The following is a 23,480-nucleotide window of genomic DNA, read 5'->3' as shown; positions in this document are numbered from 1 at the left end:
GGCTTCTGTTGTGGCTTCTGCTGGATCGGTTTCATCACGATCTTCAGCTGTTCCAGCGGCAACAAGAGTTCGCTTTTTCGCGCGCTTCACGACAGCAGGGCCCGCAACAGGGGTTGGTGCTTTTGCTGGTGTAGCTGCTTTAGCATCAGCGGCGGTTTTTTTGTCGCCGATTTGCTTTTCTTTCATCTCACGAGCAACGTCAGCTTGTTTGTCTGTCATCGCTCTGATTTTTTGTTCCCAGTTAACTGCGCCTTCATTGTATGCGTCAGCGATCATATTTGTGAAAAGCTTAATGGCGCGAATTGCATCATCGTTTGACGGAATTGGATAATCGATCAATTCAGGGTCACAATTCGTATCGGCCATTCCAATAACGGGAATACCTAATTTTCGAGCTTCAAGAACTGCGATGTGCTCTTTTTTAAGATCAACGATAAATAAAGCTGAAGGAACTTCCTTCATTTCTTTAATACCTTCGAGAACATTTGTAAGTTTGAGACGTTCTTTTTCAAAACCAATGACTTCTTTTTTTGCATATGCAGAATAATCATCTTTTTCTTTCATCTGCTCTAGTTTACGCAGACGATTGATACCTTGTTTTACGGTATCGAAGTTGGTGAGTGTTCCACCGAGCCAACGTTCAGTCATGTAAAACTGACCGCATTTTTTTGCTGCTTCTTGAATTGTTTCGCGGGCTTGTTTTTTTGTACCGACAAAAATCATACGACCGCCATCACCAGCAATTTTCTTTACATACTGTGCAGCAGCTTGTGCGAGTGTGACTGTTTTTTGAAGATCAATGATGTAAATGCCGCCGCGAGCGCCAAATACATAAGGTTTCATTTTTGGATTCCAACGGGCAGTTTGGTGACCGAAATGAACTCCGGCTTCCAACATTTCTTTCATGGTAACTTGTGACATACGTGTGCCTCCTATAGGTATATGTCCGCCTTCTCTTTGTTTAGGAGAAGTGATTTCAAACCCTTCAGGGGCCAACCACTCATCAAGAGAAGTGTGTAGTTAATTAAAAACCTTGCAAGAAGTAGCATAAACGTGCGGAAAGAGTCAACTCTTTGGGTGGTTTGATGGCCCTTAACGGGCATAAACTTTAAAGAGACGCTCAACATCTTGTTTACTCAAAGTTTTCAGCGGATAGAGGGGGGAATTGCCTTTAGTGCGCAGGGTAGTTAGGCCCGGCTGTCTCGCAAATGCATCGGGTTCATAAATCATAATCGACTGGTAATCAAAGCTTGTGCTTTTGAGGGGTAGCATGAGTGATTCTGGGGCCATTGTGAATTGTGACTTATACTGGTCATCGATATTTTCCCAAACGATTTCAACATATTGACCGCGATCTGTTCGCGAATGTTCATGGATAAACCCAAGGGCGTGCATGATTTCGTGAGCGATTTCGGGTGCAAAACATTGGCCAGAAAGCCAAATGGGTTGCAGGCCTCCGACTTTTCCAAGGTACGATTTACAATGCCCTGGCCCTGGTTGAAAAACAATTGCATCGGGTTGATCGCTATATGGAATAAAATTTATTGGAGTGTTTTTAAAGTAATCAAGCGCCTGAAGAATTCTTTCTGGGTTCGGCATAGTGGGTTGAATATGAAATGGAATCACCCCTGACTCCCAGAGTTTAACGGGGGCGGGCTTTGCAATACCATGTTTTGCAATGTTTTCATTCAGTGGTGCACCCAAAACCACATCGCCAAAAGCCACGGCTAAACCATCTTCTATTTTAAAATCTACAGTTGTGGGTGGGCCATTGGGTTTTTTATTTTCTTCTATTTTTTGAGTAGATAATTGTGGAGCAGAAATTGCTTTTACATTGATATTGGGTTGAAATTTTTTATTTTCAATAGGCGATGGCACTTGAAGTGTAACGGGAGTTGGTGAGGGAATCACTGGCTCTTCATTAGGAGTTGATCTGTTTTCAGCTCGATATGATGTGAGAAAATATGCGGCGATTCCCGAGAGAATAACAAAAAATATTTTTTGGTTCGTGCTCATTAAAAACCTACAGCCCCGCCCTTATACTTGAGTGGTTTCAACTTCTGTAGATTTAATTTCAGCGATTTCAATTTCAGTTGCGGGTTTATAAAAAGCCGAGGTGCTTTTTTTAACAAGTTGGGAAGCCACAGCTTGTGCAGATTTAATTGCAGCTTCTGTGTTGCGGTGCTCGCCATTAATTTGACCGCCGCACATATACAGATTTGTAAGCCCGGGTAGTGTGCCGTTTTTTTCTAATTGAAGCTGATCAAAATTTCCGATGGCTCGTGGCACAGCCAAGAGACGCTCCCATGATTTTTTAGTAATTAATTCTGGGAATGCTTTTTTGATTACCTTTTTCATATTGCGAATGACTTTTGAGGTGGCTTCGTCGTCAATAGTTGTTTCTTCGTTAATCAGTGTGAGCCATGTAGAAATTTGTAGGCCTGCGTTTTCGCGCATGGGATCAACGTTTGTTACAAATTGCCCGAGAACATAAAAATCATCATCGCCGCCGTCGTTGAGAACCATAATGTTTTTAAGTTCACTCACGGGTTGATTAATTGCGATATCAAGACTCAGTACTGTAAATGGTTCGGTCTTAGCGATGCGCTGAAGTGTTTTTGCATTTACAGCGTCAATAGGTAAAAGTGATTTTAATGCCGATGGTGAAAATGTAAATACGAAGCGATCAGCTGTTAGCTGTGTATCTCCGTTTATTAAAACAGATGTAACAACATTATCAGTGACCTCAAGTTTAGTCACATGAGAGCGGGTTCGTTTTTTTGAATCTGGAATAATTTTAAGCAATTGATCAATGAGTTTGCTCCACCCACCGGAAACTAAAAGTCTGGGTGAACTTGTATAATAACTAAGCTCTTCAATAAGGCTTCTGTTTTTGGTTGAACCAAAACCCACGAATTCTGAAAATTCATTTTTACCAAAAACTACGGGTGGTAAATTCCAACTCTCAATGGGTAGCTCGAGATTTAAAAGTTTATTGAGTTGTAAAAGAGGATTAGCGGTTACATCTCCGACGGGAATTGATTTAAGACCGTAATCGAGACAAATTCCTTGTTCCATTTGACCTTGAATAAGGCCGCCAAATTCTGCTTGTCCGTCGATAAGAAGATAATCAATGCCCTCTTTTTCAAGAAGTGCTGCACATGTGAGGCCGGCGAGACCACCACCTAAAATAGCTACTGATGTCTTGCGTTGTGTGATTGCCATAGACTTGTGATTCCTTACAGCTGTGTGTTTTAACCTTACTTAGACTATTTTGAAGGGTGCTTGGTTTTCAAGCTGTATTTTTTGTCTAAATGCCCTGCAATTGAAACGAGGGCGCCGCGTGTGATATTTCTTAAGATAGCACTCTGATCTAGGATTTCGGCTACTGGTGGGCTCATTCGGTAATACAATTTGGTGACTTTACGGCCCAAGGGGCTCTGTTCAAGTATGTTGTCTCTAAAGTTTGATAGAATAACTACAGTTGGTGCGTCAGCATCTTGAAATGCTGCTGTGGCGATAAAGCAACGTCGTTTGCCCTTGGTGGACATCTTTGCGACAAGATCAAACTTGTCTTTGTTTTTGGCAGATTTTTTATAATCTTCAATTTTGCGTAAAATCTCACCATAGATTGGTGTTAGCGGCAAAAATTCAGATAACTTTACAGCGCATTGTTCAAGGCGATTAGAAAACCGCGGTGATTGGTCATAAATACGCATGAGATCCCAATAAGCACTGGCTATAACAACAAGTTCTTTGGAGCGAGCGGAGTTATTAAAGTGCGTAGCTTGTATTTCATTGGGCTTCACTTCATAGATAATTTCAAGAACCCTAAAATATTTTTCATAAGCTACAACCGCAGCAGGAAAATTTTTGATAGCAAATTGTTCGCGCGCTTCGCGTATGAGATGAACGCGACTGCGCCATAAATTAAGTCGTTGTTGTTCTTTGGCTATTCTGCGTGATTTTTTATGTGACGCTTTTTGTAGTTTGCTTGTAAAATCGTTATAGCAATTTGGGCAAGCTGTATCGGGTGGGGTGATTCCTGCATCTACTTTAAGCCTTCCTTTAAGGTCAGCATCGAGTCGTAATAACTCGGGAGATGGTTTGTTACAACTCGGACAGGTTTTTTCGCTCATGTTGCTTTTCTAGTTTGTGCCCAGGCGGCAACCCCAATGATTCCAGCTTTATCTTGAAGCTGGGACACCGCCACATCACACCATTTTAAACTTTCTTTGAACGCTTCTGTGAGTAAAATTTTATGAAATTCGTCAGCATTTGCATTAAATGCATGACTAACGCCGCCCGTTAGAATAATTTTCTGAGGATTAAAGATATTTACAAGGTTTCCCACACCAATGGCTAGGGCCCAAACCCATTCTTTTACAAATTCTTGTGCGAGACTTTCGCCCGCACCTGCGCGATTAAAAATTTCTTGGGGTGTGATTCCAATCACGGGCTGAGATTGTCTTTCATTATAACGTTTCACAAGTGAAGCGCCGCCGACAAAAACTTCTAAGCATCCACGTTTTCCGCACTCACAAAGTGGGCCGTTGCGATCAATGCTCATGTGCCCGGCTTCACTCGCAAGACCACCTGCGCCTAAAATAAGTTTTCCTTCAGAGATAATTCCACTTCCGACTCCTGTGCCCAATGTAAGTGCGATGAGATTTGGAATTTTTAAATATGTCCATTCACCAAAGACTGCGCAATTGGCGTCGTTTTCAAGAACACAATCTAGGTTAAGTTTTGTTTTGAAAAAATCTGTGAAAGAAAACAAAGCCCAGTTTTTTAAATTTGGTGTTTCAAGAATCATTCCACGCTTTGTATCAAGCGGGCCGGGACTACCAATGCCAACAAGATCGATGGAGTATTTTGTAAGCCAGGGCGCAATTGCATCAAGCCATTTTTCAGAGGCGATTTTTGCTCCCCATTGAGGATTTGTTGCAATGGACATTTCATCTTGCAAGGTTAGATCTTTTGTAAAGATGGCAAATCTTGTGTTGGTTCCGCCTAAATCAATTGCCAAAGTATGTTTCATTTATTTGATCCTCAATCTTACATCAGCTGAAGCGGGTCGACGTCGATAGTGAGTTTTACTCCTGTTGGTAACCAACCTATATCATTTGTGAGGTGTTGCAAAAAAACATTTAAAACTTTTGCAGATTGAGTTTTTAAAAGCAATTGAAAGCGATAATTATTGCGAAGTTTGGCAATGGCTGATTCACATGGCCCCATAACATCTGTACTTTGGTATTCAGGATTTGACAGAATCAACTGGTCAATACGCGCGCGTGTAATGTCGGCCGCTTGTTCAACTTTAGGAAGATTCAAACCCTGAAGGCGCACACTGGCAAGCTTTCCAAATGGAGGGTAATTAAGTTCTTTTCTAAAAATTAATTCAGATTCGGCAAAAGATTTAAAGTCATGTTTTGTAGAATGCACAATGGCAGGATGATCAGGAACGAACGTTTGTAAAATGACTCGACCAGCTTTTTGATGTCGTCCTGCGCGACCCGCAACTTGTGTGAGAAGTTGAAATGTTCTTTCTGAACTGCGAAAGTCGGGCAGATTTAAACCAATGTCTGCTAAAACAATGCCCACAAGTGTGAGATTTGGAAAGTCATGGCCTTTGGCAATCATTTGAGTGCCAACAATGATGTCGATTTCATGTGTAATTATTTTTTCTAATAAACCCTCAAGTTTTTCACGAGAATTAATTTCATCTCGATCGGCGCGCGCGATGCGTACGGGTATCCCTCGTTTATCAAAAAGTGTTTGAAGTTCATCGACAATTTTTTCAGTGCCTAAGCCAACAGATACGTAGCAACCTTCTTTGCATGAACTACAATGTTTTGGAATGGGTTTTTCTAAACCACAATAATGACAAATAATTTTTGTACCACGCCCATGTACGGTAAAGGTCACGCTGCATTGTGGACAGTGTTCTGAATACCCGCAACTTGGGCAAAGAATAAATTGTGCAAAACCACGGCGATTAAGAAATAAAGCGGCCTGTTCTTTTTTGGCTACAACTTCAAGTAATTCAGAAAAAAGTTGCTTGCTTAACCAAGACGGTAAATTTGGATCGCGCTCAGATTTTTCTTTACGCATATCGACGATATTAAATTCTGGCAGTGGTCTGTTTTCAACTCGAGTTGAAAGTTCTAAGAGCTTGTATTTTTTTGTAAGTGTGTTTTGCCAAGATTCAAGACTTGGTGTCGCACTGCCTAGTACGACGGGGCAATTGGAAATTTGTGCGCGCATGATGGCGGCATCACGAGCATTGTATTTAAGCTGCTCGTCTTGTTTAAAACTTGTTTCATGTTCTTCATCTACAACTATTAAACCAAGGTTTTCTAGTGGGCAAAAAAGTGCTGATCTCGCGCCTACAAGAATTTGTTTATTTCCGCGAACTACACTCCACCACTGGTCAGAGCGTTCACGTTCGGTGAGATGTGAGTGAAGTACCGCGACATTGTCGCCGTAGCGTCCAACAAACCGTTTGATGAGTTGTGGTGTGAGGCTGATTTCTGGAACTAAAACTAGGGCTTGTTTTCCGGCTTTAAGTACGTGATCAATGCTTTGAAGATAGACCTCTGTTTTTCCACTACCCGTGACGCCATAAAGGAGAAAGACATCAAATTTTTCTTCTTGCGCAGATTTTCGAATTGTTTCAATGGCATTTTTTTGATCAGCATTAGGGGTGGGTGGTGGAGCTGATTCGATCGCGCCTTCTTTTAAAAAAGTTGGTGAAGTTTTTTTGCTTTTACGTTTTCGCCCCTCAAGCCCTGGTGAAAAAGCCAAAGAATAAACTTGGCCGGGAGGGTGAATGTAATATTGCGCAAGCCATTTGAGCCACTTTCGAGTTTTATCACCAAGGGCTGGTTCATCACTGATTTCGCCGATTGATTTTATTTTTGCACCAAGACTTGCATCTTCGCTTTCGCCTATGACAACGCCATGGGATTTTCTTTTTCCTAAAGGCACAACAACGCGTGAACCTAAACTTACAAGTGTGGCGAGATCTTTGGGTAAGCGGTAAGTGAGTGCTTGTGGAAGGGGTGCATCAACGGCAACTACAACAAACTCTGAATCAATCATCGAAACCGTTTGTAAAACTCTTGAACCACGGGTGCAAGTGAAGATTTTGGCCACATTGTCGCAACGTCGGGGCGGTTTCTAAACCAGTTAGAATCAAATTGACGTTTTTGTTCTGTATTAAGATCAATGCTTTGTACGCGTGTTACACGAACTTCAACTGTATGATTATCAAAAGTAATAGTCTGATTTCTAGGAAACCAAAGATTTTTTAAATAAGCTAAGTAATTATTTCCGAAAAATTCTGCGCCACTGGGTGAACGCATTTTACGAATGACAAATGCATCTTGCTCTATCCACAAGCCAGGCGTTGCTGGGCTATTCACGGGAGTAAGTTTTCCGTAAGTATAAGTGACGGCGCCTGAGACTCGACCAAGTCTTACAAAATTTTCTGTTTCTACTTTAATTTCTTTAAGGTCTTTTGAGATTCGTTTTTCACGCAATGCTTCAGCGGGTATGATGCCCCACTTATTAAAGTGTTTTTTAAGATCCATAGCACTACGAGTGAGTAGTGGGCTCATAAAAAAATCAGGAGAAACTTCACCGCCTCTTTCGCTACTGTCTTGATCGACCCAATAGTTTCGACCGCGTTTAAGAAGTTTTATAACTCGAAAATTATCACCATATGCTTGAACACGCATTTCACCGCCATCTACAACAAGCCAATTCTCTTTAACCGTGAGGCGTTCAATGCCTTCGCTAAAAATTACTTCTTGTTCAATGGAGTAGGCGCTTTTTCCGTGTTGGGCGGCAGTGCGATCAAAAATAAAATGAGAGGTGGGAATATATGCGTTGGCATTCACTGTGAATAATAAAGCTGCTGCCATGAGTGAGATAAACATAATCATAGTGAGGCGAATTTCGCCCGGGCTTTGAAAATTCATGACTCTTCTCGTGTTAATCGCTTAGCCAAATCCAGTACGTACTGGCGAGTGGCGGTGCCAATTTCTGGATGTCGCAATGCAAATTCCAGATTCACACCAATGTAGCCAAGCTTGTCGCCGGCGTCAAAGCGTAAACCATCAAAAGCGTAAGCCAGAAGGCCTTCTTTTGCTGCTAATTTTGTCATGGCATCGGTGAGTTGAATTTCACCGCCTTTAGAGGGTTTTGTTTCTTCAAGATATTTAAAAATATCAGGGCTGAAGACATAACGACCCGGCAGCGCCCAGCGGCTCGGAGCATCTTGAGGGTTTGGTTTTTCAACGACGTCTAAAATCTTAAAAGTCTTTTTATTTTTGTGGGGCGCAACTTTTACGATTCCATATTTTTTGACATCTTCTTTTGGTATTTCCATAACTGCAACCGTTGAAAGGCCTTCTGTTTCATAAACCTTTGCCAGTTGTTGAGTCACGGTGGGAGAGCCATCCATAACTTCATCGCCTAATAAAACGGCAAACGGAGAGTTTCCGACTATTGATTTGGCAGCTAATACGGCATGGCCAAGACCTTTTGGATTTTTTTGGCGAACGCTGATGACATTCACCATATTTGAAATTCGTTTTGTTAATTCGAGAAGATCTTTTTTACCTTGGCGCTCAAGAGTGTCTTCGAGTTCATAATTATGATCAAAAAATTCTTCAATAGCAGTTTTGTGTCGACCCGTGACGAAAATAATATCTTCAATCCCAGCGGCGATCGCCTCTTCAACAACATGCAAAATTATAGGTCGATCAACAATTGGAAGCATTTCTTTGGGCACAGCCTTTGTTGCCGGAAGAAACCTAGTACCAAGCCCCGCTACGGGAATAACAGCTTTTTTGATCATAAATGCACGGCCTTACTTTTCGTAATGCTAAGGTTCAAATGGAGCCTATTATTGATAAATCATATGGATTGCTGGAAAGCAACCGCGCTGACGGGAATGCACGGCCTTACTTCCTGCAATGCAAAAAGGTACGGCCTTACTTTTGGTAATCCGTCCGGATTATTCTGGTTAGGCCCTATTTTTAATCTGAGCCTTGGTGCGCATTGCAAAGACATTAGAACATGGCACGCAAACATCGCATTTTGAGCAGCTACGCCCCTCACCACATTACGGGTAGGAGCAATAACAGAGAAGATTTCCCCCTTCCGTTAGAGATAATGTGGAGCATTCTGTGTCATTATTTATTTATAATTAATCGGGGTTATTCGATTGAAATTTTTTCGTTTGTTTTGATGCCAAATCACTTTCATCTCATCTGTCGTGATCCGAATCGAAATCTTCCAGACGCTATGGAGTATTTTATGCGTGAATCTAGCCGACAAGTTGGTCGAATCTCTGGAAGGATTAACAAAATTTGGGGAGGCCCTTATCACAATTCTTTGATAGACAATGCGCTCTATTTTTTTCACGCTTATAAATATGTTTATCGTAATCCTATTGAGGCCAGTCTTTGCAATAAGGCTGAAGACTATCCATTTAGTAGTCTCTCTATTTTATTGGGGCAAAGGCATTCAATAATTCCAATTAGCGAAGACAAAATTCTATTTGATGATTCACCAGAGAAGGCGCTGGAGTGGATTAACGCCTCTTACAAAAATGTAGAGCGAGAAAGCATTAAAAAGGCTTTGCGGAAAAGTGAATTTCGCCTCAGAAAAGATCCGCAAAATCGTAAACCATTACCTCTAGAAAATTGGGATTCGGTTCCGTTTAGTCGCGATGATTACGAAAAGTAAGGCCGTGCCTTTTTGTAATGCAGGAAGTAAGGCCGTGCGTTAGCCGTTAGCCGTTAGCGGGCTACCATTGTTTTGTATTTGTTTGATTCGTGGTAGTTGCGTTCTTTGTGGGGGAAGGGTTTTGTTAGGTATACGGGGTCGTATAAATAGTTTCCGTTTCGGATGCTGAGGTGAAGATGAGGGCTTGTGCAATATCCTGTGCAACCCACGTATCCAATGATTTCACCAACACGTACGGCTTTGCCGATTGTTAGGTTTGGCGCCCAACGTTGCAAATGGTTGTAGGTTGTCACAAAACCATGGTCATGTCTGATTTGAACTAGAATTCCATTAGCCCTGTGGCGCGTGAGATCATTAATGATTCCGTCACGAGTAGCATAAACGGGCGAACCTTCTGGTAAAGCAAAGTCTGTTCCTAGGTGCGCCTGATAATTTCGTCTTACTGGGTGAAAGCGTCGACGTGAAAATTGACTTGAGATGTGTAGATAATCTACGGGCGCATAGAAAGGTCTGTCTTCAAAACGCATGGAGGGATCAACAAACACATGGGTTCGTTCGTTTCTCCACAAGACTCTTTTGAGGCGATTTCCGTTAGTCTCAAGTTCAGCGTTTAAAATTTCACCGTACTTTACAAAATGTCCGTGATCGTATTTTTCTTCGATAGTGAATTTAAACGAGTCATCTTTTACTAATTTTTTAGCAAGGTTGAGATCCCATGAAAAAGCATCAACGAAACGAGCTGCGGGCCACTCATCGGGAATTAATTTTTTAATACTCTCAACGATGCTTCCGCGAACTCTTCCAAAAAAAGTTTTAGTGACAATTTTAAAGTCGATGGGTTTTCGTTCGACACCAGCATCACCGTTTTTATCAAACCAAAATCCAACAGCCTCATTATAGTAATCAAGATAAAAACAAGCTTCTGTACGACCAAGTTTTTTATTGTGAATGATAAGATATTTTTCATTAGGTGTGAGATTCATCCTTGTGGGCAAGGTGGGATTCACCAGGAGTCTGTTGGCGTGTCGTTTTGAAAATCCTGCGCGTAATAAAAGATCTTCAAATGTTTGGCCAGGTGTGACTTCACGAATAGTTGTGCTGATATCCGTTGCGTTCGCTAGTGCATTTGAGGATAAAGTGAATAGTAGTACGAAAAAAGCAAAAGCTAGACGAAAGGCTTGGGTCATCCGATGTATCTCCAAAGATGTGTTGTTTCAGCCTTAATGGTATTGGTTTTACTCTCGATTTGTAAACCGCAGTATTCATTTGCACAAAGTTTTTTTGGCGCAGCACCCACCGCACTTGGCGAAGCTGGACGTGCAGCTGTAAACGGCATCGACTCACACTACTTAAATCCAGCTGCAATCGCATTTACTCAAGACTACAATGTGGGAGCTACATTTCAAACAGCGCGCGCAACACTGAGTGATCCGGTAAACACGACTTCATTTGCAATGACTGATAATGGCCCTGACAAAGTTGTTTCGGGTGGTTTTGGTTATTATTATAAACGCGCTTCATTTCATGACCGCGTAATTATCGATCAGGATTTTTCTTTTAGTTTAGCTGGAAGATTTCTTCAACGTTTAGGTATCGGCTTTCAAGGACGTAGACTTTTTAGAATGAACTCAGCAGCACCTGGTTTTACAAAACATAATTTCACCGCAGGTATGCTCGTTGTGCCTGCAACATTTTTGGGTTTCGGTATCGTTGGCTATGATCTTCTTAATGATGACGATCTTGATATGGTTCCAACAATTGGAATTGGTTCGCACTTAATCATCATGGATATTTTGCGTTTTCGCGCAGATGTCACTAGACAAGAAAAAAGAAATCCTGAGAAAAAAGGAAGTTTAAATTTAGGTATGGAAATCGATGCGGGAGAGGGATTTCAGCTTCGAGTGGGTGGTATTTGGGATAATATCAATAGCAAAACCTATTGGACCAGTGGAGTCGGCTGGGAAGGGCCTAAATTATGTGCTGCTTACGCTATGAAGAATAATGTCGCCGTCACAGGCGATACAGCCCATACATTTCAAGCCTGGCTGCAGTTCTAAGGAGCAAATCGAGCTTTTAGTTGCACATTTGAGTCAGATGCGCTACTTACTTGGCATTGTAAATGTTTTTTAAAAAGGATTTAAATCATGGCCTCAAAAACAAAAGCTACAGAATTGAAACGTAAAAAGAAAAAATCAAAAGAAGGCCGCGAGCGTAAACGTAGACTTCGCAGCAAGGGTTCAACACCTTCCAAAAAAGTTCTATTCGGCGACTAAGAAAAGTCCGCCAATTATCTAAACCCTGAACTTATGAGCTTTTTCACTTCGTAATAAACGGGGCGGGGCTGATTGTTTCTGTTGATAAGGCCATATTGCCAATCAATACTTGGGTCATCGACTAGTTCATATATAAACGCATTTTTTATCCATGATTGAGTAGCCATAAATTTAAGTTGTGAGCTTATGCCTTCTGTCTGCTTAAGTTCGCCAGTCACGTTAGCGTCAATTCCAAACTCTGTAATCCAGACGGGTTTATCGGTTACGCCGCCTTTTTCTAAAAGCTGTTTGAGGCCATCTTTATATGTAAATCCCGCAAAAGAATATCCGTTCACTTTTTTACTGAAATCATCTCCTGCATAGATATGGTGAGCAATAATATCGAGATAATTTCTGCCGTTTAATTTTTTAATAGAGTTAAAAAAATCACCCATGGAAATATTTGATTTATACAAATGAGCAAGGTCGGGTCCGGCGACAATTAAATTTTCGTTTATCGATTTAATAACCGTGTACGCAGGTTTAAGCAGTAGCTCAACGTACTGATCAGATGTACCTACCCAAAAACCCTCTAGATTTGGTTCATTCCAAATTCCAAAAACAGGAATGTCATTTTTGTAACGTTCAACGGCAACACGTACAAAGCGTTTCCAACCTTCAGCGTCGGGAATACCGTTTGATTTTCCGTTGGAACTTGCCCAAGCCGGCGCATACGCAAGAGTCGCATAGATTTTTAGACCGTTGTCTTTGGCGGCTTTTACGATTTTATCAAATAGAGTGAATTCCCAATTATCTTTTGTGGGCTCCATGTATTCCCAATTCATGTCTATGCGAATCCATTTTGCCCCCATGTCTTTAATCACTTCAAGCTCGGGGCCGTGGTTAATATGTGTACAGACTCCGATCTCCAGATTCATTAATGGCTTTGCAGTGCCAGATGCAAAAATCTGGGGAGCAAAAAGATAGGAGATTAAAATTACTGTTAGTGCAAAAAATTTTTTCATCATTTTTTCAATCTGAAATGGTACGGCTTTACAACCCAGCCTGATGTGCCCGGTTGAAAGCGCCACTTCGGGTATATTTCCATGACTTCTTTGTCTAACGCTTCTACACCTGAAGACTTAACAATCATCGCGTGTGAAATGGTTCCATCTTTTCTTACATATGCTGCAACAACGGTTGTTCCCTCTTGACGTTTCATGCGCGCCATCCATGGGTAACGAACTTCTTTGTTTCCAGCTTTGGGAACTAACCTTGCTTCGTCAATAGTTGTGCCGGGTGTTCCAAATTTTGGTGGAGCTGCTGAATTTTCTCCTGTGGCATCAGGATTTGCTACTACTGGCCCAGGTGCTGCTGCTTCTTGTGGAACCTCGGGTTGCTCGGAAGTTTCATCTTGATTATCAGTGTTTTCAGCTTGTGTTTCAACGGGTGCTACAACCGGTGGGGCTTCTTCTGGTTTTTGCGATTCCTCAGCTTGAGCTTCTGGTTCAGGTGAAGGTTCAGCAATTGGTACAACAACTGGTGAGTCTTCTTGTTCTAAAGGTTGCGCATCAGGTTTTTCTACGACACGTTTAAATTCTGATGTTTGTTTTGGTTGAGCTGCGACAATTGGTTTTGCGATGGGTTGTGTTTTCGCGGGTGCTTTAACTTCAACATCTTGCGACTCAGTTGGAATTGCAGTTTGTACACCTTGATTGCCACTTCCAACTTCGATGCTCACAACGTCACCTTCAGGCATTGCATAATGATAACCGGCTTTGAGAAGTAGAATTGCGAGAATGCTATGAATAACTATTGAAGTGGACCAAGAAAATGCTTTGCGTTCTTTGCTCATGGTTGCCTTTGTAATGTTGGCCTGGTTTTATTTAAGTGGTCGACCCAGTGTTAATCTACGTGACCCATCTATAGGATTTTCGTCGATGCGCGCTTGAAAAGCAAACAATTCACAGACTAGTTGCGACTGGAAAACATATTCTGGGCTACCGCTTGCTAAAATTTTACCTTTGCCTAGTGCGCAAACTGTGTGGGCGATTTGAATGATCCATTCAAGTTCATGAATAGCTAAGACAAAAGTCGTATTAAATTTTTTATTCCAAGACTTCAGACTTTGGGCAAGTTGTTCTTGGTGCCGCCAATCAAGATGCGCAAATGGTTCATCAATCATTATGATTTCAGCATTTGTACATAACGTATGTGCAATAAGCGCTCGCCTTGTTTCGCCACTTGAAAGTTCAAGCAGGTTTTTTTCTTCAAACCCTTTTAATCCAACGGCTTCTAAAGCAAGGGCAAATAATTCTTTTTTACCATGCAAAGAAATCGAGAGTTCAAGTAGTTCTCGAACGGTCATTGAAAATGCAATAGTAGTTTGTGAATCAAGTAATGAAATCTTTTGTGCTCTTTGGTGTGGAGTGTAACTTAAAAGTTTTTTGTTGTTGAGTAACACTTCGCCGTGTAAGGGGGAAAGTAGGCCAAGACAAGTTCGTAGAAGTGTGCTTTTGCCTGAGCCGTTTAAACCCATGATGGCTATGATTTCGCCGTTAGAAATTTCAAAATCAATTTCTTTTAAAATTTGTTTAGTCGGATCATAGCCGCTACTGACTTTATTCAACCGAAGCATTTTTATATCCTAGTAATAAAAAAATCATAACCGGTGCGCCAATAAGGGCTGAGATACTTCCTGCGGGAATTTCAGTTGTCATGAGAGCTGAGCGCGCAATGCTGTCGGCTAATGTGAGAAGAATTGCGCCTGTAAAAGCTGAGCCAATAACGAGTGTATGATGCCGTGATGTTTTTAAAAATTTTCGAGCAAGATGAGGTGAGACAAGCCCCACAAAACCAACTAGGCCTGAGATGCAAACACTCAGGGCGGTTAATAGTGTACAAATAAGAATTAAAACAACGCGCTCTTTGCGAGGAGAAAAGCCTAGTGAAAGAGCTCGGGCTTCACCGAGACTTAAGGCGTCAAGCCCTCGGGATTTAAATAAAATGATAAGCATACCGGCAACTAAAACCGGTCCAATGGATTTGATCCAGATGTCGCGACTTGTACCAAACTCTCCTAAGAGCCAAAAAAGTGCGGTCTGAAGTTTTTGTGGTGATAAAATAGAAAGCCCAGCTACAACTGCTGCACTGAAAAAAAGTGAAATCATCACGCCAAAAAGTATGAGGCTTCTACTTTCAAATGAAAGTTTTTTACGGCCTAATCCTAATACTAATAATGTCGCAGATAAACATCCAACTGTTGATAGTGTGGGGATCCAAAATTCAGGTGGCTCTAAAGAAAATGTAAGTGCAGCCACAGCGCCCAAGCAACTTCCGCCAGATAAGCCGAGTGTGTAGGGTTCGGCGAGTGGGTTTCTTAGAAGTGTTTGAAAGACTAATCCACAAACGCCAAGGGTTGCGCCAATAATAAATGCAGCTAGTGTGCGTGGAAATCTCAAAGTTGAAATAAGAAATGCAGATTCATCAGACATATTTTGTTTTGTGAGCCAAGCCATGATCTCGTTAAATGAAATCTCAACGTGGCCGCGGTGAAGTGAAAAAAGAAATGCACTGATGGCTAAAAAAAAGAGAACCAGAAGTTTAACGTTTATGGTGTTTGTGGTTTTGCCAGTGCTATCGGTCATTAAAGTGCCCCGCAAATTATTTTAATGCCTTCAAGTAAGCGGGGTCCAGGGCGTGTTGTAATGTCGGGGCTTAAAACCACAAGACGTGTATTTTTTGTGGGCAAAAATGATTTCCAGTTATTAAGGGCTCGCGTTTTTGTTTGTTCATTAGAGAAATGATCAGCGAGCAATATGAGATCAATCTTTTTATTAAAAAGCAGCTCTTTAGAGATGCGCGGATAACCCTTGAGGTCTTTAAAGATATTTTCTCCCCCGCATTTTTCTAATATCTCGTGTAAGAAAGTCATTTGGCCAGCGATTATTAAGGGTGAATGCTCTACTTCTAAAAGAACATGTGGACTTTTTGTAAAAACTTTTTTCGTACTAAAACTTTCAATTAGTTGTTTGGACCAGTTTTTTTCAAATTTAATTCCTACGTCAGCTTCTCCGACAAGACTTGCAATTTGTTTTGCTGTCGAACCTATTTCATCAAGGGTGCGCATGCTTAAAACTTCGTATCTGATTTTTAACTGATCAAATCGTCTTTTAATATCAGCGGGCCCTTCGATTGGAATGAGTACTAAATCAGGCTTTAGTTGAACAATTCTTTCAAGACTTGGCTTTGTGTAGGGCCCAACAACTGGAATTTTTTTTGCTGCCTCAGGAAAGTCGGCAAACTCTGATGCGCCCACGATTTTGTTTTCAAAACCCAAGGTATACATAAGTTCTACGATTGCTGGGCTAAGAGCAATAATACGTTTGGGCGCATTTGCGTTTTCGTTCGCATTTGCCAAAGTGCCCACAAACAAAAACAAGATCATTAATTTAAAAAAACTATTGTTATAAATATATTTTTTTAACACACTAATCACAGGGTCGCCTCACCAACAATGAGAAATGATCTTTGAGGTTCTGGGTATCCAAATCTCAATTCTCTTGGATGATCAAAAATATTAAGTGCGCTGAATCGAAGATTAAAATTATTTGTAAATCTATGACGAGAAAAAAGATCTAACGTGTTCCATGCGCCCATATCAATTAATTGATTAAAGCTGTCTCGATCGTAATAACTTGTCCAGTAAGTCTCTTGTGCCCCAATTGACCAAGTACTCCATGTTTTTTCTAAGAACAATGAGGCTTGTACCTGTGGTGACAAAGGAAGTGAAGCCACCGGATCTAGCTGTTCATTTTTTAAGTAGGCAAGATTAATGTTTCCATTTAAATCGCTGCGATGAAATTCACTTCGAAATTCAAAACCTGAAGCGCGTCCACGACCGACATTTTGATAAGTAAGATTCTCACCGATCATGCGTGTATCAAAGAGATCAAATGTGTCCCGGGAAAAGGCTTCAAAGTGAATAAGTACTTCGCGGGTGACATTTTTTTCAAATCCAATGTCAAATTCTCTGCTGCGCTCTGGTCGTAAGCTGGGGTTTCCTAAAAAACCAAAAAAACTACCATATTTTTGTGTGACATCTGCTGGCCTATAACCTTCTGCGTAGTTTGCAAAATAGCGCCACTCATTTTCATCTACACCTGTTACTCCAACAGAAGGCAAAACAGTGCCAGTATCATTTGTCACGCGCACGGCCGATTGTAGAGTGACACTTTCACCAAGTGGAATTTGAACAGATGCACCAACTTCGTTAAGATTTACTGATTGCCCCTCGGAGTTTAAATACCCTGCTCGAAAAAACTCTGTAGAATAATCATCAAAAATTTCAAAACGAACTTGTTCAAATTTTTTACTCAAAGCCAAACCTTGTCTCAAACTTTGCGAGCGGCCGGTTCCTTGATCGTTGTAGCGTTGATCAAGATATTTAAAAGATGTTCGAGATTTTAAATTAATGGTTTCATCAATTTTCACATTTGCAGAAAAAGCTGAAAGACTACCCCAATTATTAAATGCGGTGCCTGCCGCTGGGGTGTTGATATCTTGTGGGGTAGAGCCGATTTGTCGAGCAATGAGATGATAGGTTTTCCATTGTACGCGGTCGGCTTGGCCTTGTGCTGAGAGGGTGGATCTTAAAAGTTCGCTGTCATTACGAGCGCGAGTGCCACTGGCACTATTACGTTGAACGCGGTAGGGAAAGTTTCCGTCAGTGCGCGTTTGATAGGCGGTCACTTGCGCTGAGGTGTTTTCACTTTTGATTGGAACACCTACAAAATTTTGTTGAGTGTTAAATGAACCGTATCCAGAATAAAACTTGGGTCTTTCTAATTGTTGCGATTGGAAATCAAGAACTCCAGACATGGCGTCGCGCCCAAATAAACTTGATGAGGGGCCGCGAAGAAGGGCAAGGCTTCCTAAGTTTTCTGTGGCGACAAAAAGTGGATTAAACCCAACTCCATCAGAAAAATTAAGTGGAATTCCATCTTGCATCACAAGTGTTCGAGCTGAACTTTGTGAACCGCGTATACTAATAATTGGGCTTCCTTCAAGGCGCGCTTGAACTCCACCTAAACTATTAAGTGCGTCAGTGTATCGGCGTTGTTCTGTTTTTAGTTCTGATTCTGTGATGATTTGCACGGGGCGTGTGGTGTCGCGCGAACCAATGGCGTCAAGTGGAGTTGCAACAACTTCTGTGGGTTCTAATTTTTGAACGTCTTGTGCGAGTGCTGGGTTGAGAAAACACAACAGCAATAATAAAAAATAAAAAAATAATTTTGTATTGGGTGCTCTCATTTCCACGAAGAGTACCTCCTTTATATGAACAAGTGCGGCAGGTCTCCTGACTCAGGCTATGAAAGCCTTTACAGTGGCGGGTCCGTGGGAGGTTCTCACTCCTCTTCCCTTTTCACCTTCGAACTGAAGGCACCGACTTGGATGAAATATGGGTGTATCTAAAATGAATGAGATGAGTCAATCAAAAGGGTCAGATAAATTCAGCTTTAAGTGCTAAGCCCGGGAGGAACTTCTTTGCGCGCAATTTGTTTAGCGAGCTTTAGATGGTCAGGATGCCCCACGGCTTTTGTGAGCTCGGTCACATTTGCGGGCTTATAGGGCTGCAGATTATCTTTTTTAATTTTCAAAACCAGTTCAAGATTTTTTTCTATAATGTCTTTACTAATTTCTCCATCAACAACTGCTTTTGTGATTGCCTCAAGGCCGCGTTCATAGACTTCAAGTGTGTGACAATAAAGGAGCATCGTGCAGCCAGCCTTGATGGCTTGAACGGCGGCTTCTTCAACTTTATAATTTTTGGTAATAGCTTTCATTTCCATATCATCAGTGATGATTGCACCTCTGTAACCGAGTGAGCCGCGTAAAATATCTTGAAGAATTTTAGTCGATAAAGTTGCTGGCCAAATGGGATCAACTTTATCTAATTTTAAATGTGCGGTCATCACCAGATCACATCGCGCGCGAAATGCTTTTTTAAAAGGAATAAATTCAATTTTTTCAAGACGATCAAGATCGTGATGCACAACCGGAATATCATCGTGACTATCAACGAGTGTGTCACCATGGCCAGGAAAATGCTTCACACAAGGCATCACACCGGCTTTTAAAAAACCACGCACAAGGGCAGAAGACATTTTTGAAACAATCTCTGGTTCAATTCCAAAAGCTCTGTCGCCAATGACAGTGTTTTTGTCGTTTGTAAGAACATCAACACACGGGCTGTAATCAAGATTAATGCCGACACTTAAGAGTTCTTTAGCCATGGTTTCAGCAAATTTAAAACCTAAGCTAGCAGAACCAATTTCACCTAGAATTTGCATCGGAGGCCATTGAGTAAACGGGGCTTTAAGTCTGGCGACGCGTCCACCTTCCATATCAATACTGATAAAGAGTTGATCTGAACCGCTGGTTGCAAGTGATTGTAATTCATTATTGAGATTTGCTAATTGAGCCGGGCTTTCAATGTTACGTGTGAAAAGAATTACTCCGCCGACATCATTGTCTGTGATGAATTTTTTTACAGAACTTGTGGGTTCGTGACCGTCAAAGCCCACGATGAATGTTTGTCCAATTTTTCTTTTAATCTCGTTGATATTCATTGTTTCACTTTTTCTGATAAGGGGTTGGAGTTGTGAGTGGAGCACTCGTCGGAGGCACACCTTTAATCATAAGGCCTTCACCAGCGGGAACCCCTGCTTTTTTGCCAGCGGGGCCGGAAGGTTCAGTGGGTGTGAGACGTTTTTTCTTATCTGCAGCTTGTGTTTCAAGAGTTGTTTCTTCTGTAGGGATTTCAGTACTTGTTTCGCCAGGGATTTTTCCGAAGAGAAGTTTTAGGTCGGTATTATTAACCATAAAACCTTTTGTGGCTTCTGCTTGAGAGGCTACAAAACGTACATCGATATTTTTCTCAGGTGCGCGAGAGAGTACAATTTCACCCTTTGCTGTTGCCCAGGTGAAATACTTATCGCCTTTGAAAGAATTAAGTATTTTATAAGTTTCTTTATCTTTGATTTTTTCTTTGCTGGTGATGGCGGCTTTTCCGATATGAGCGGAACCATCTTCTTCAGCAATGGCAGAGTAGGTGAAGTTTTTTCCGACACTTAAGCCACCATTTTGAAATATCAGGTAAAGTAGAAATGAAGATAAAAACGTGCCTTTTTTAATTCGCTTGGTTTCTTTTTTATCTGATTTTCCATCATTAATTTTAAGGGTCATGAGTTCGCCCTTAAATGTGGCGTCGATGATTTTAATTTCTTCACCTGACTTGGAGGTATACGAGTAATTGAGGGGTGTGAGATCTGGACCAGCAAACGCCTTTAGACTTTCAGTGATACTTCCGCCCTCGGCATTAGTTTTAAGGTAGGTCGTGGCTTTAAATTTTTTATCTGCAAATTCAAAACGCTCGGTCATGTAGCCGATTTTTTTTGCTCCTAAATAAACCTCAAACCAACCTTCAAAAAGTGTGTTGGCATTGGCGTTGAAAGAGAAAAGGAAGCTTAGAAATATTATAAAACCGCGTGCTGTAACTAACATTGCCACCTCGTTAAATGGTTTATCTTATAAGCTTGCCCAAGGCCGAGCCTGGCTGTCAATGAGCGCGCTCTGCGTTAAGACCTCATGATGGTTAATACTTTTGCCAAATCTAGTTAAACTAAAAGTATGAATTCGCAACGCGGCCAAGTCAGCATTCTCATCGCCCTTATTTTTCAGGTACTTTTTATTTTTTTCGCCATGGTTATTAATGTTGGTCTCATCATTCATGACAAAATCAATTTGCAAAACTCAGTCGACATCGCCGCTTATTACGGCGCCATGAAACAAGCTGAAGTTTTAAACAGCATGGCCCATGTGAATTATCAAATCAGACAAAGTTGGAAGTTACTCAACTGGCGTTTGTGGGCGCTGGGTGATGCGGGGAGAAATCGTTATCTTTCGTCATCGGGTTCACCCGGTGCGCCAGGTGAATATGCAGCTGAGTGGGTTCCTGGAGTTCCTCCACCTCCACCGGGTGGTTATAAGGGCCCGATTGTTTGTGTGCAAAATTCTTTTTGGTATGAATCATGGTTTGAACCTTCAGGAAGACCACGAGACATTGGAAGTATGCAGAACGCATGCAAAACAAGTCGGACTAATGCACCGACTTTGCGTCCACCGCGCCCAAATTGGGCACAAAATGCTCTTCCAAATTTTGTAAAAGAATATGAAGAGCAAGGTAAAGAAGCTGTCAAACGGTACAGTGAAAGTTGTAAAACTGCTGGCATTGCAAATATGGTCGTAGCCGCACATTTCCTTACAAGTTATAAGCAAGCGGTATTGATGCGTCGTCGGGCTATGCAAGAACTTGAAAAATTATTGATCGTGAATAACGGAAATGATTTTAAAGATCTCAGTGGTGCTTCTGTTGCAGACACTGTTAGAAAAACTTTTTTAAATAATCTCACACTTCCAAATAAATCAGGTGAGTTAGATTTTCAATTTTATCATTCGCTTAACCGTGGTGGTCAGCCCTTACCTTTTTTGGTTCCAATAGATGTGAGACTTTTTGTGAAGTATGCAGATATTTATGATGAGAGTAATGCTGCCGGTACTATTTGCAAAATGAACGTAAAAAATATGGACGAGCCACCACAAAATCAAGCTCGTATGGACAAAGCATCTAAAGAGTTATTTCAAGTAGCCCAAGATATGGCAGGCATTGATACAGCTTCTGATTTGCGCTTGATCACAGCAGAAGCATTTCTTAATGAAGATCTCAGTGATCAAGGCCAAAAAAGAAGTCTTGTGGGTTTTGAAAAAGATCCGTGGACGGTTGCTTACGTAGTTGTGAAAGCAAAAACAAAACCAAAAATGCTTTTTGCACCATTCTTGGGTTCAATTGAATTAACGGCCGAAGCTTATGCTATGCCCTTTGGTGGTAAGATGGGTCCGTGGTATGGAAGCCAGTGGCAATCTGGCACACCAAATTCTCAAGGTGGTTTAGTTGATCCGTTATTACCACCAAGAGTTGGTGGTGCGCAAATGACCAGTGAGATGGAATGGATTCCACCCAGGTATTCGCGCTTTCCCGGAGATAATTTGGGGCCACGTTCTGAACTTTACCGTGTAAATGGTTTGTCGCAAATTATTCCAAGTCGGGCAACTGTGGATAAACTTCCGCGCATGGAAGATTATTATAATATTAGAAGTGATTTAAAATCCGCAAACGTTGACCCAATTGTGTCTAAGAAAAATGGTGATGAAAAGTTTAATGCGCGTTATGCCGAGCTTGCAGCAATTTCCCCAGATTTATTTGACGTCGCTTATTATTCGATACAATCAAAATTTAATGAAAATATTGTTAGCCGTGCAGGCCCAGGTTTTTTAAAAGCATGTGGTGATAGTGATGGACCTTATTGCTGGGATTTTGGAAGTTTTCGTCGGAGCGGTACACCTCAATTAAAAAATGTAGATTACCAAATTTCATTTAACGCAAAATCTGAAATTGGCAGTCAAGCATTTTGGATTTTAAAAAGTAGTGATCATCTTAACACCAGTTGGACTCAAGATTCTGACTCACCAGATAAATTTCCAGAGGGTGTAGGCGTTGGAAGAGCCGGTAATAATAATGGGCGTAGTGGTTATTCAGTAAAAATTGTCTCACGTCGATTTCTCACGCGAGGTGATTTGCCGCTGGGTGGTGGTGGAACTGCTGGGCCGATTAAAAATAATCCAACGGCAATTGGTTTGGGTCCGTGATTTTTTAATTCTCCGGTAAAAAACCTCAGTTATGGGTATTGATTTAGTTGGCGAAGTAATTTTAAATTTATTTTTCCCATTATAGCTGCAACACCACAAAATTTATTTTTCCCTTGACGCTGTAAAGCGAGTTTATGACAGCTTGACCATCGCATTTATGTCTATGAAAATGTCAAAAAACAAATCCCAATTAATTTAAATGCCACTTGAGGCATTGGTGAGCCTTACATCTCAATTCTAGATTAGCTTGTAGTCGTTAAAACATTACTGCTTAAAAACACATGCTATAAATCTTAAGAATTTCATGAAACATGAAACATGAAACATGAAACAGAAAAAAAAGAAAACTTGAAACATAAAAACATAAAATTTTCAAATCAGGAGAAGAAAGTGACAAATCATGTAAACGATCTTCAGATAAACACTCTTCACACAAAAGCCGTTGAAATCGCAAAGAGGTTTCATGACGCAGAGTCTGAACTGATTGATATTTTACAAACTCTAGATGAAAAACGTGTCTTTATTCATCTTGGCTATTCAAGCCTTTTTGATTATTCAGTTAAAGCATTAAAACTTTCTGAGGCTAATAGTTCAAATTTTATAACTGTCGCTCGAAAATCAAAAACTGTTCCTGAATTAAAAATGGCCATTAGATTAGGCGACATTACAGTTTCAAAAGCTCGAAAGATTACACCCGTTCTC

General features: G+C 41.2%; 22 protein-coding genes and 1 riboswitch. Of the genes, 5 read left to right on the top strand and 17 right to left on the bottom strand.

Features of this window, described 5'->3' with window-relative positions; translation table 11 throughout:
* The 8 genes from rpsB to galU all read right to left on the bottom strand — a co-directional run.
* Positions 1-921 (bottom strand): 30S ribosomal protein S2 (gene rpsB, locus SGI74_12115; GenBank protein MDZ4678240.1); only part of this gene is annotated, 921 nt, incomplete at its 3' end.
* A gap of 171 nt (positions 922-1,092) precedes the next feature.
* Positions 1,093-2,016 carry a M12 family metallopeptidase gene (locus SGI74_12110; protein ID MDZ4678239.1) on the bottom strand — a complete coding sequence of 308 codons (924 nt, stop codon included), beginning with the start codon at positions 2,014-2,016 and terminating at the stop codon, positions 1,093-1,095.
* A 21-nt stretch (positions 2,017-2,037) separates the two neighbouring features.
* Positions 2,038-3,225 carry an FAD-dependent oxidoreductase gene (locus tag SGI74_12105; GenBank protein ID MDZ4678238.1) on the bottom strand — a complete coding sequence of 396 codons (1,188 nt, stop codon included), beginning with the start codon at positions 3,223-3,225 and terminating at the stop codon, positions 2,038-2,040.
* Between the two features lie 44 nt (positions 3,226-3,269).
* Positions 3,270-4,139, bottom strand: a complete 870-nt coding sequence (locus tag SGI74_12100) for a CFI-box-CTERM domain-containing protein (GenBank protein ID MDZ4678237.1) — start codon at positions 4,137-4,139, stop codon at positions 3,270-3,272.
* Positions 4,136-5,041 (bottom strand): ROK family protein, encoded by a 906-nt coding sequence (locus tag SGI74_12095; GenBank protein MDZ4678236.1) that lies wholly within the window; start codon positions 5,039-5,041, stop codon positions 4,136-4,138. Before SGI74_12095 ends, SGI74_12100 begins: the two co-directional genes overlap by 4 nt.
* Before the next feature lie 17 nt (positions 5,042-5,058).
* Positions 5,059-7,104 (bottom strand): primosomal protein N', encoded by a 2,046-nt coding sequence (gene priA, locus SGI74_12090; protein MDZ4678235.1) that lies wholly within the window; start codon positions 7,102-7,104, stop codon positions 5,059-5,061.
* Positions 7,101-7,985, bottom strand: coding sequence for a hypothetical protein (locus SGI74_12085; protein MDZ4678234.1), 885 nt, complete (start codon positions 7,983-7,985; stop codon positions 7,101-7,103). Before SGI74_12085 ends, priA begins: the two co-directional genes overlap by 4 nt.
* Entirely contained in the window at positions 7,982-8,866 is an 885-nt protein-coding gene (gene galU / locus SGI74_12080; protein ID MDZ4678233.1) for a UTP--glucose-1-phosphate uridylyltransferase GalU, read from the bottom strand. The genes SGI74_12085 and galU overlap by 4 nt, the downstream gene beginning before the upstream one ends.
* A 221-nt stretch (positions 8,867-9,087) precedes the next feature.
* Here galU and SGI74_12075 point away from each other — a divergent pair, with 221 nt between their 5' ends.
* A complete protein-coding gene (locus SGI74_12075) occupies positions 9,088-9,759 on the top strand; it encodes a transposase (protein MDZ4678232.1) in 672 nt (223 codons plus the stop codon).
* A gap of 53 nt (positions 9,760-9,812) precedes the next feature.
* On the opposite strand, the gene SGI74_12070 is transcribed toward SGI74_12075, so the two are convergent.
* Positions 9,813-10,946 (bottom strand): M23 family metallopeptidase, encoded by a 1,134-nt coding sequence (locus SGI74_12070; GenBank protein MDZ4678231.1) that lies wholly within the window; start codon positions 10,944-10,946, stop codon positions 9,813-9,815.
* Between the two features lie 3 nt (positions 10,947-10,949).
* On the opposite strand from SGI74_12070, the gene SGI74_12065 reads away from it, so the two are divergent.
* Both SGI74_12065 and SGI74_12060 read left to right on the top strand, forming a co-directional pair.
* The gene (locus SGI74_12065; GenBank protein MDZ4678230.1) at positions 10,950-11,816 is read left to right on the top strand and encodes a hypothetical protein; all 867 of its coding nucleotides are present in this window, start codon (positions 10,950-10,952) and stop codon (positions 11,814-11,816) included.
* 87 nt (positions 11,817-11,903) lie between these two features.
* Positions 11,904-12,032, top strand: a complete 129-nt coding sequence (locus SGI74_12060; GenBank protein MDZ4678229.1) for a hypothetical protein — start codon at positions 11,904-11,906, stop codon at positions 12,030-12,032.
* Between the two features lie 14 nt (positions 12,033-12,046).
* Here the strand turns inward: SGI74_12060 and SGI74_12055 are convergent, their stop codons facing one another.
* The 8 genes from SGI74_12055 to SGI74_12020 form a co-directional block, all read right to left on the bottom strand.
* Positions 12,047-13,036: a cellulase family glycosylhydrolase gene (locus SGI74_12055; protein MDZ4678228.1), complete on the bottom strand. Its 990-nt coding sequence runs from the start codon at positions 13,034-13,036 to the stop codon at positions 12,047-12,049.
* Positions 13,036-13,866 (bottom strand): TonB family protein, encoded by an 831-nt coding sequence (locus tag SGI74_12050; protein MDZ4678227.1) that lies wholly within the window; start codon positions 13,864-13,866, stop codon positions 13,036-13,038. The genes SGI74_12055 and SGI74_12050 overlap by 1 nt, the downstream gene beginning before the upstream one ends.
* A 27-nt stretch (positions 13,867-13,893) precedes the next feature.
* Entirely contained in the window at positions 13,894-14,649 is a 756-nt protein-coding gene (locus SGI74_12045) for an ABC transporter ATP-binding protein (protein MDZ4678226.1), read from the bottom strand.
* Positions 14,633-15,658, bottom strand: coding sequence for an iron ABC transporter permease (locus tag SGI74_12040; GenBank protein ID MDZ4678225.1), 1,026 nt, complete (start codon positions 15,656-15,658; stop codon positions 14,633-14,635). The genes SGI74_12045 and SGI74_12040 overlap by 17 nt, the downstream gene beginning before the upstream one ends.
* Complete coding sequence (locus tag SGI74_12035; protein MDZ4678224.1) at positions 15,658-16,509, bottom strand: helical backbone metal receptor; 852 nt, start codon at positions 16,507-16,509, stop codon at positions 15,658-15,660. Before SGI74_12035 ends, SGI74_12040 begins: the two co-directional genes overlap by 1 nt.
* On the bottom strand, positions 16,506-18,323 hold the full coding sequence (locus SGI74_12030) for a TonB-dependent receptor (protein ID MDZ4678223.1): 1,818 nt from the start codon (positions 18,321-18,323) through the stop codon (positions 16,506-16,508). The genes SGI74_12035 and SGI74_12030 overlap by 4 nt, the downstream gene beginning before the upstream one ends.
* An 18-nt stretch (positions 18,324-18,341) precedes the next feature.
* Positions 18,342-18,475: riboswitch (cobalamin riboswitch) on the bottom strand.
* A 54-nt stretch (positions 18,476-18,529) separates the two neighbouring features.
* Positions 18,530-19,642 (bottom strand): beta-N-acetylhexosaminidase, encoded by a 1,113-nt coding sequence (nagZ, locus tag SGI74_12025; protein ID MDZ4678222.1) that lies wholly within the window; start codon positions 19,640-19,642, stop codon positions 18,530-18,532.
* 4 nt (positions 19,643-19,646) lie between these two features.
* The gene (locus SGI74_12020) at positions 19,647-20,576 is read right to left on the bottom strand and encodes a hypothetical protein (protein MDZ4678221.1); all 930 of its coding nucleotides are present in this window, start codon (positions 20,574-20,576) and stop codon (positions 19,647-19,649) included.
* Positions 20,577-20,702: 126 nt separating this feature from the next.
* Here SGI74_12020 and SGI74_12015 point away from each other — a divergent pair, with 126 nt between their 5' ends.
* On the top strand, positions 20,703-22,778 hold the full coding sequence (locus SGI74_12015; protein MDZ4678220.1) for a Tad domain-containing protein: 2,076 nt from the start codon (positions 20,703-20,705) through the stop codon (positions 22,776-22,778).
* A 390-nt stretch (positions 22,779-23,168) separates the two neighbouring features.
* A partial coding sequence (locus tag SGI74_12010) for a hypothetical protein (GenBank protein ID MDZ4678219.1) occupies positions 23,169-23,480 on the top strand: 312 nt, incomplete at its 3' end.

Source organism: Oligoflexia bacterium, from assembly GCA_034439615.1.
Lineage (GTDB): Bacteria > Bdellovibrionota > Bdellovibrionia > JABDDW01 > JABDDW01 > JAWXAT01.
This window is presented reverse-complemented; position numbering and strand designations above follow the sequence as displayed.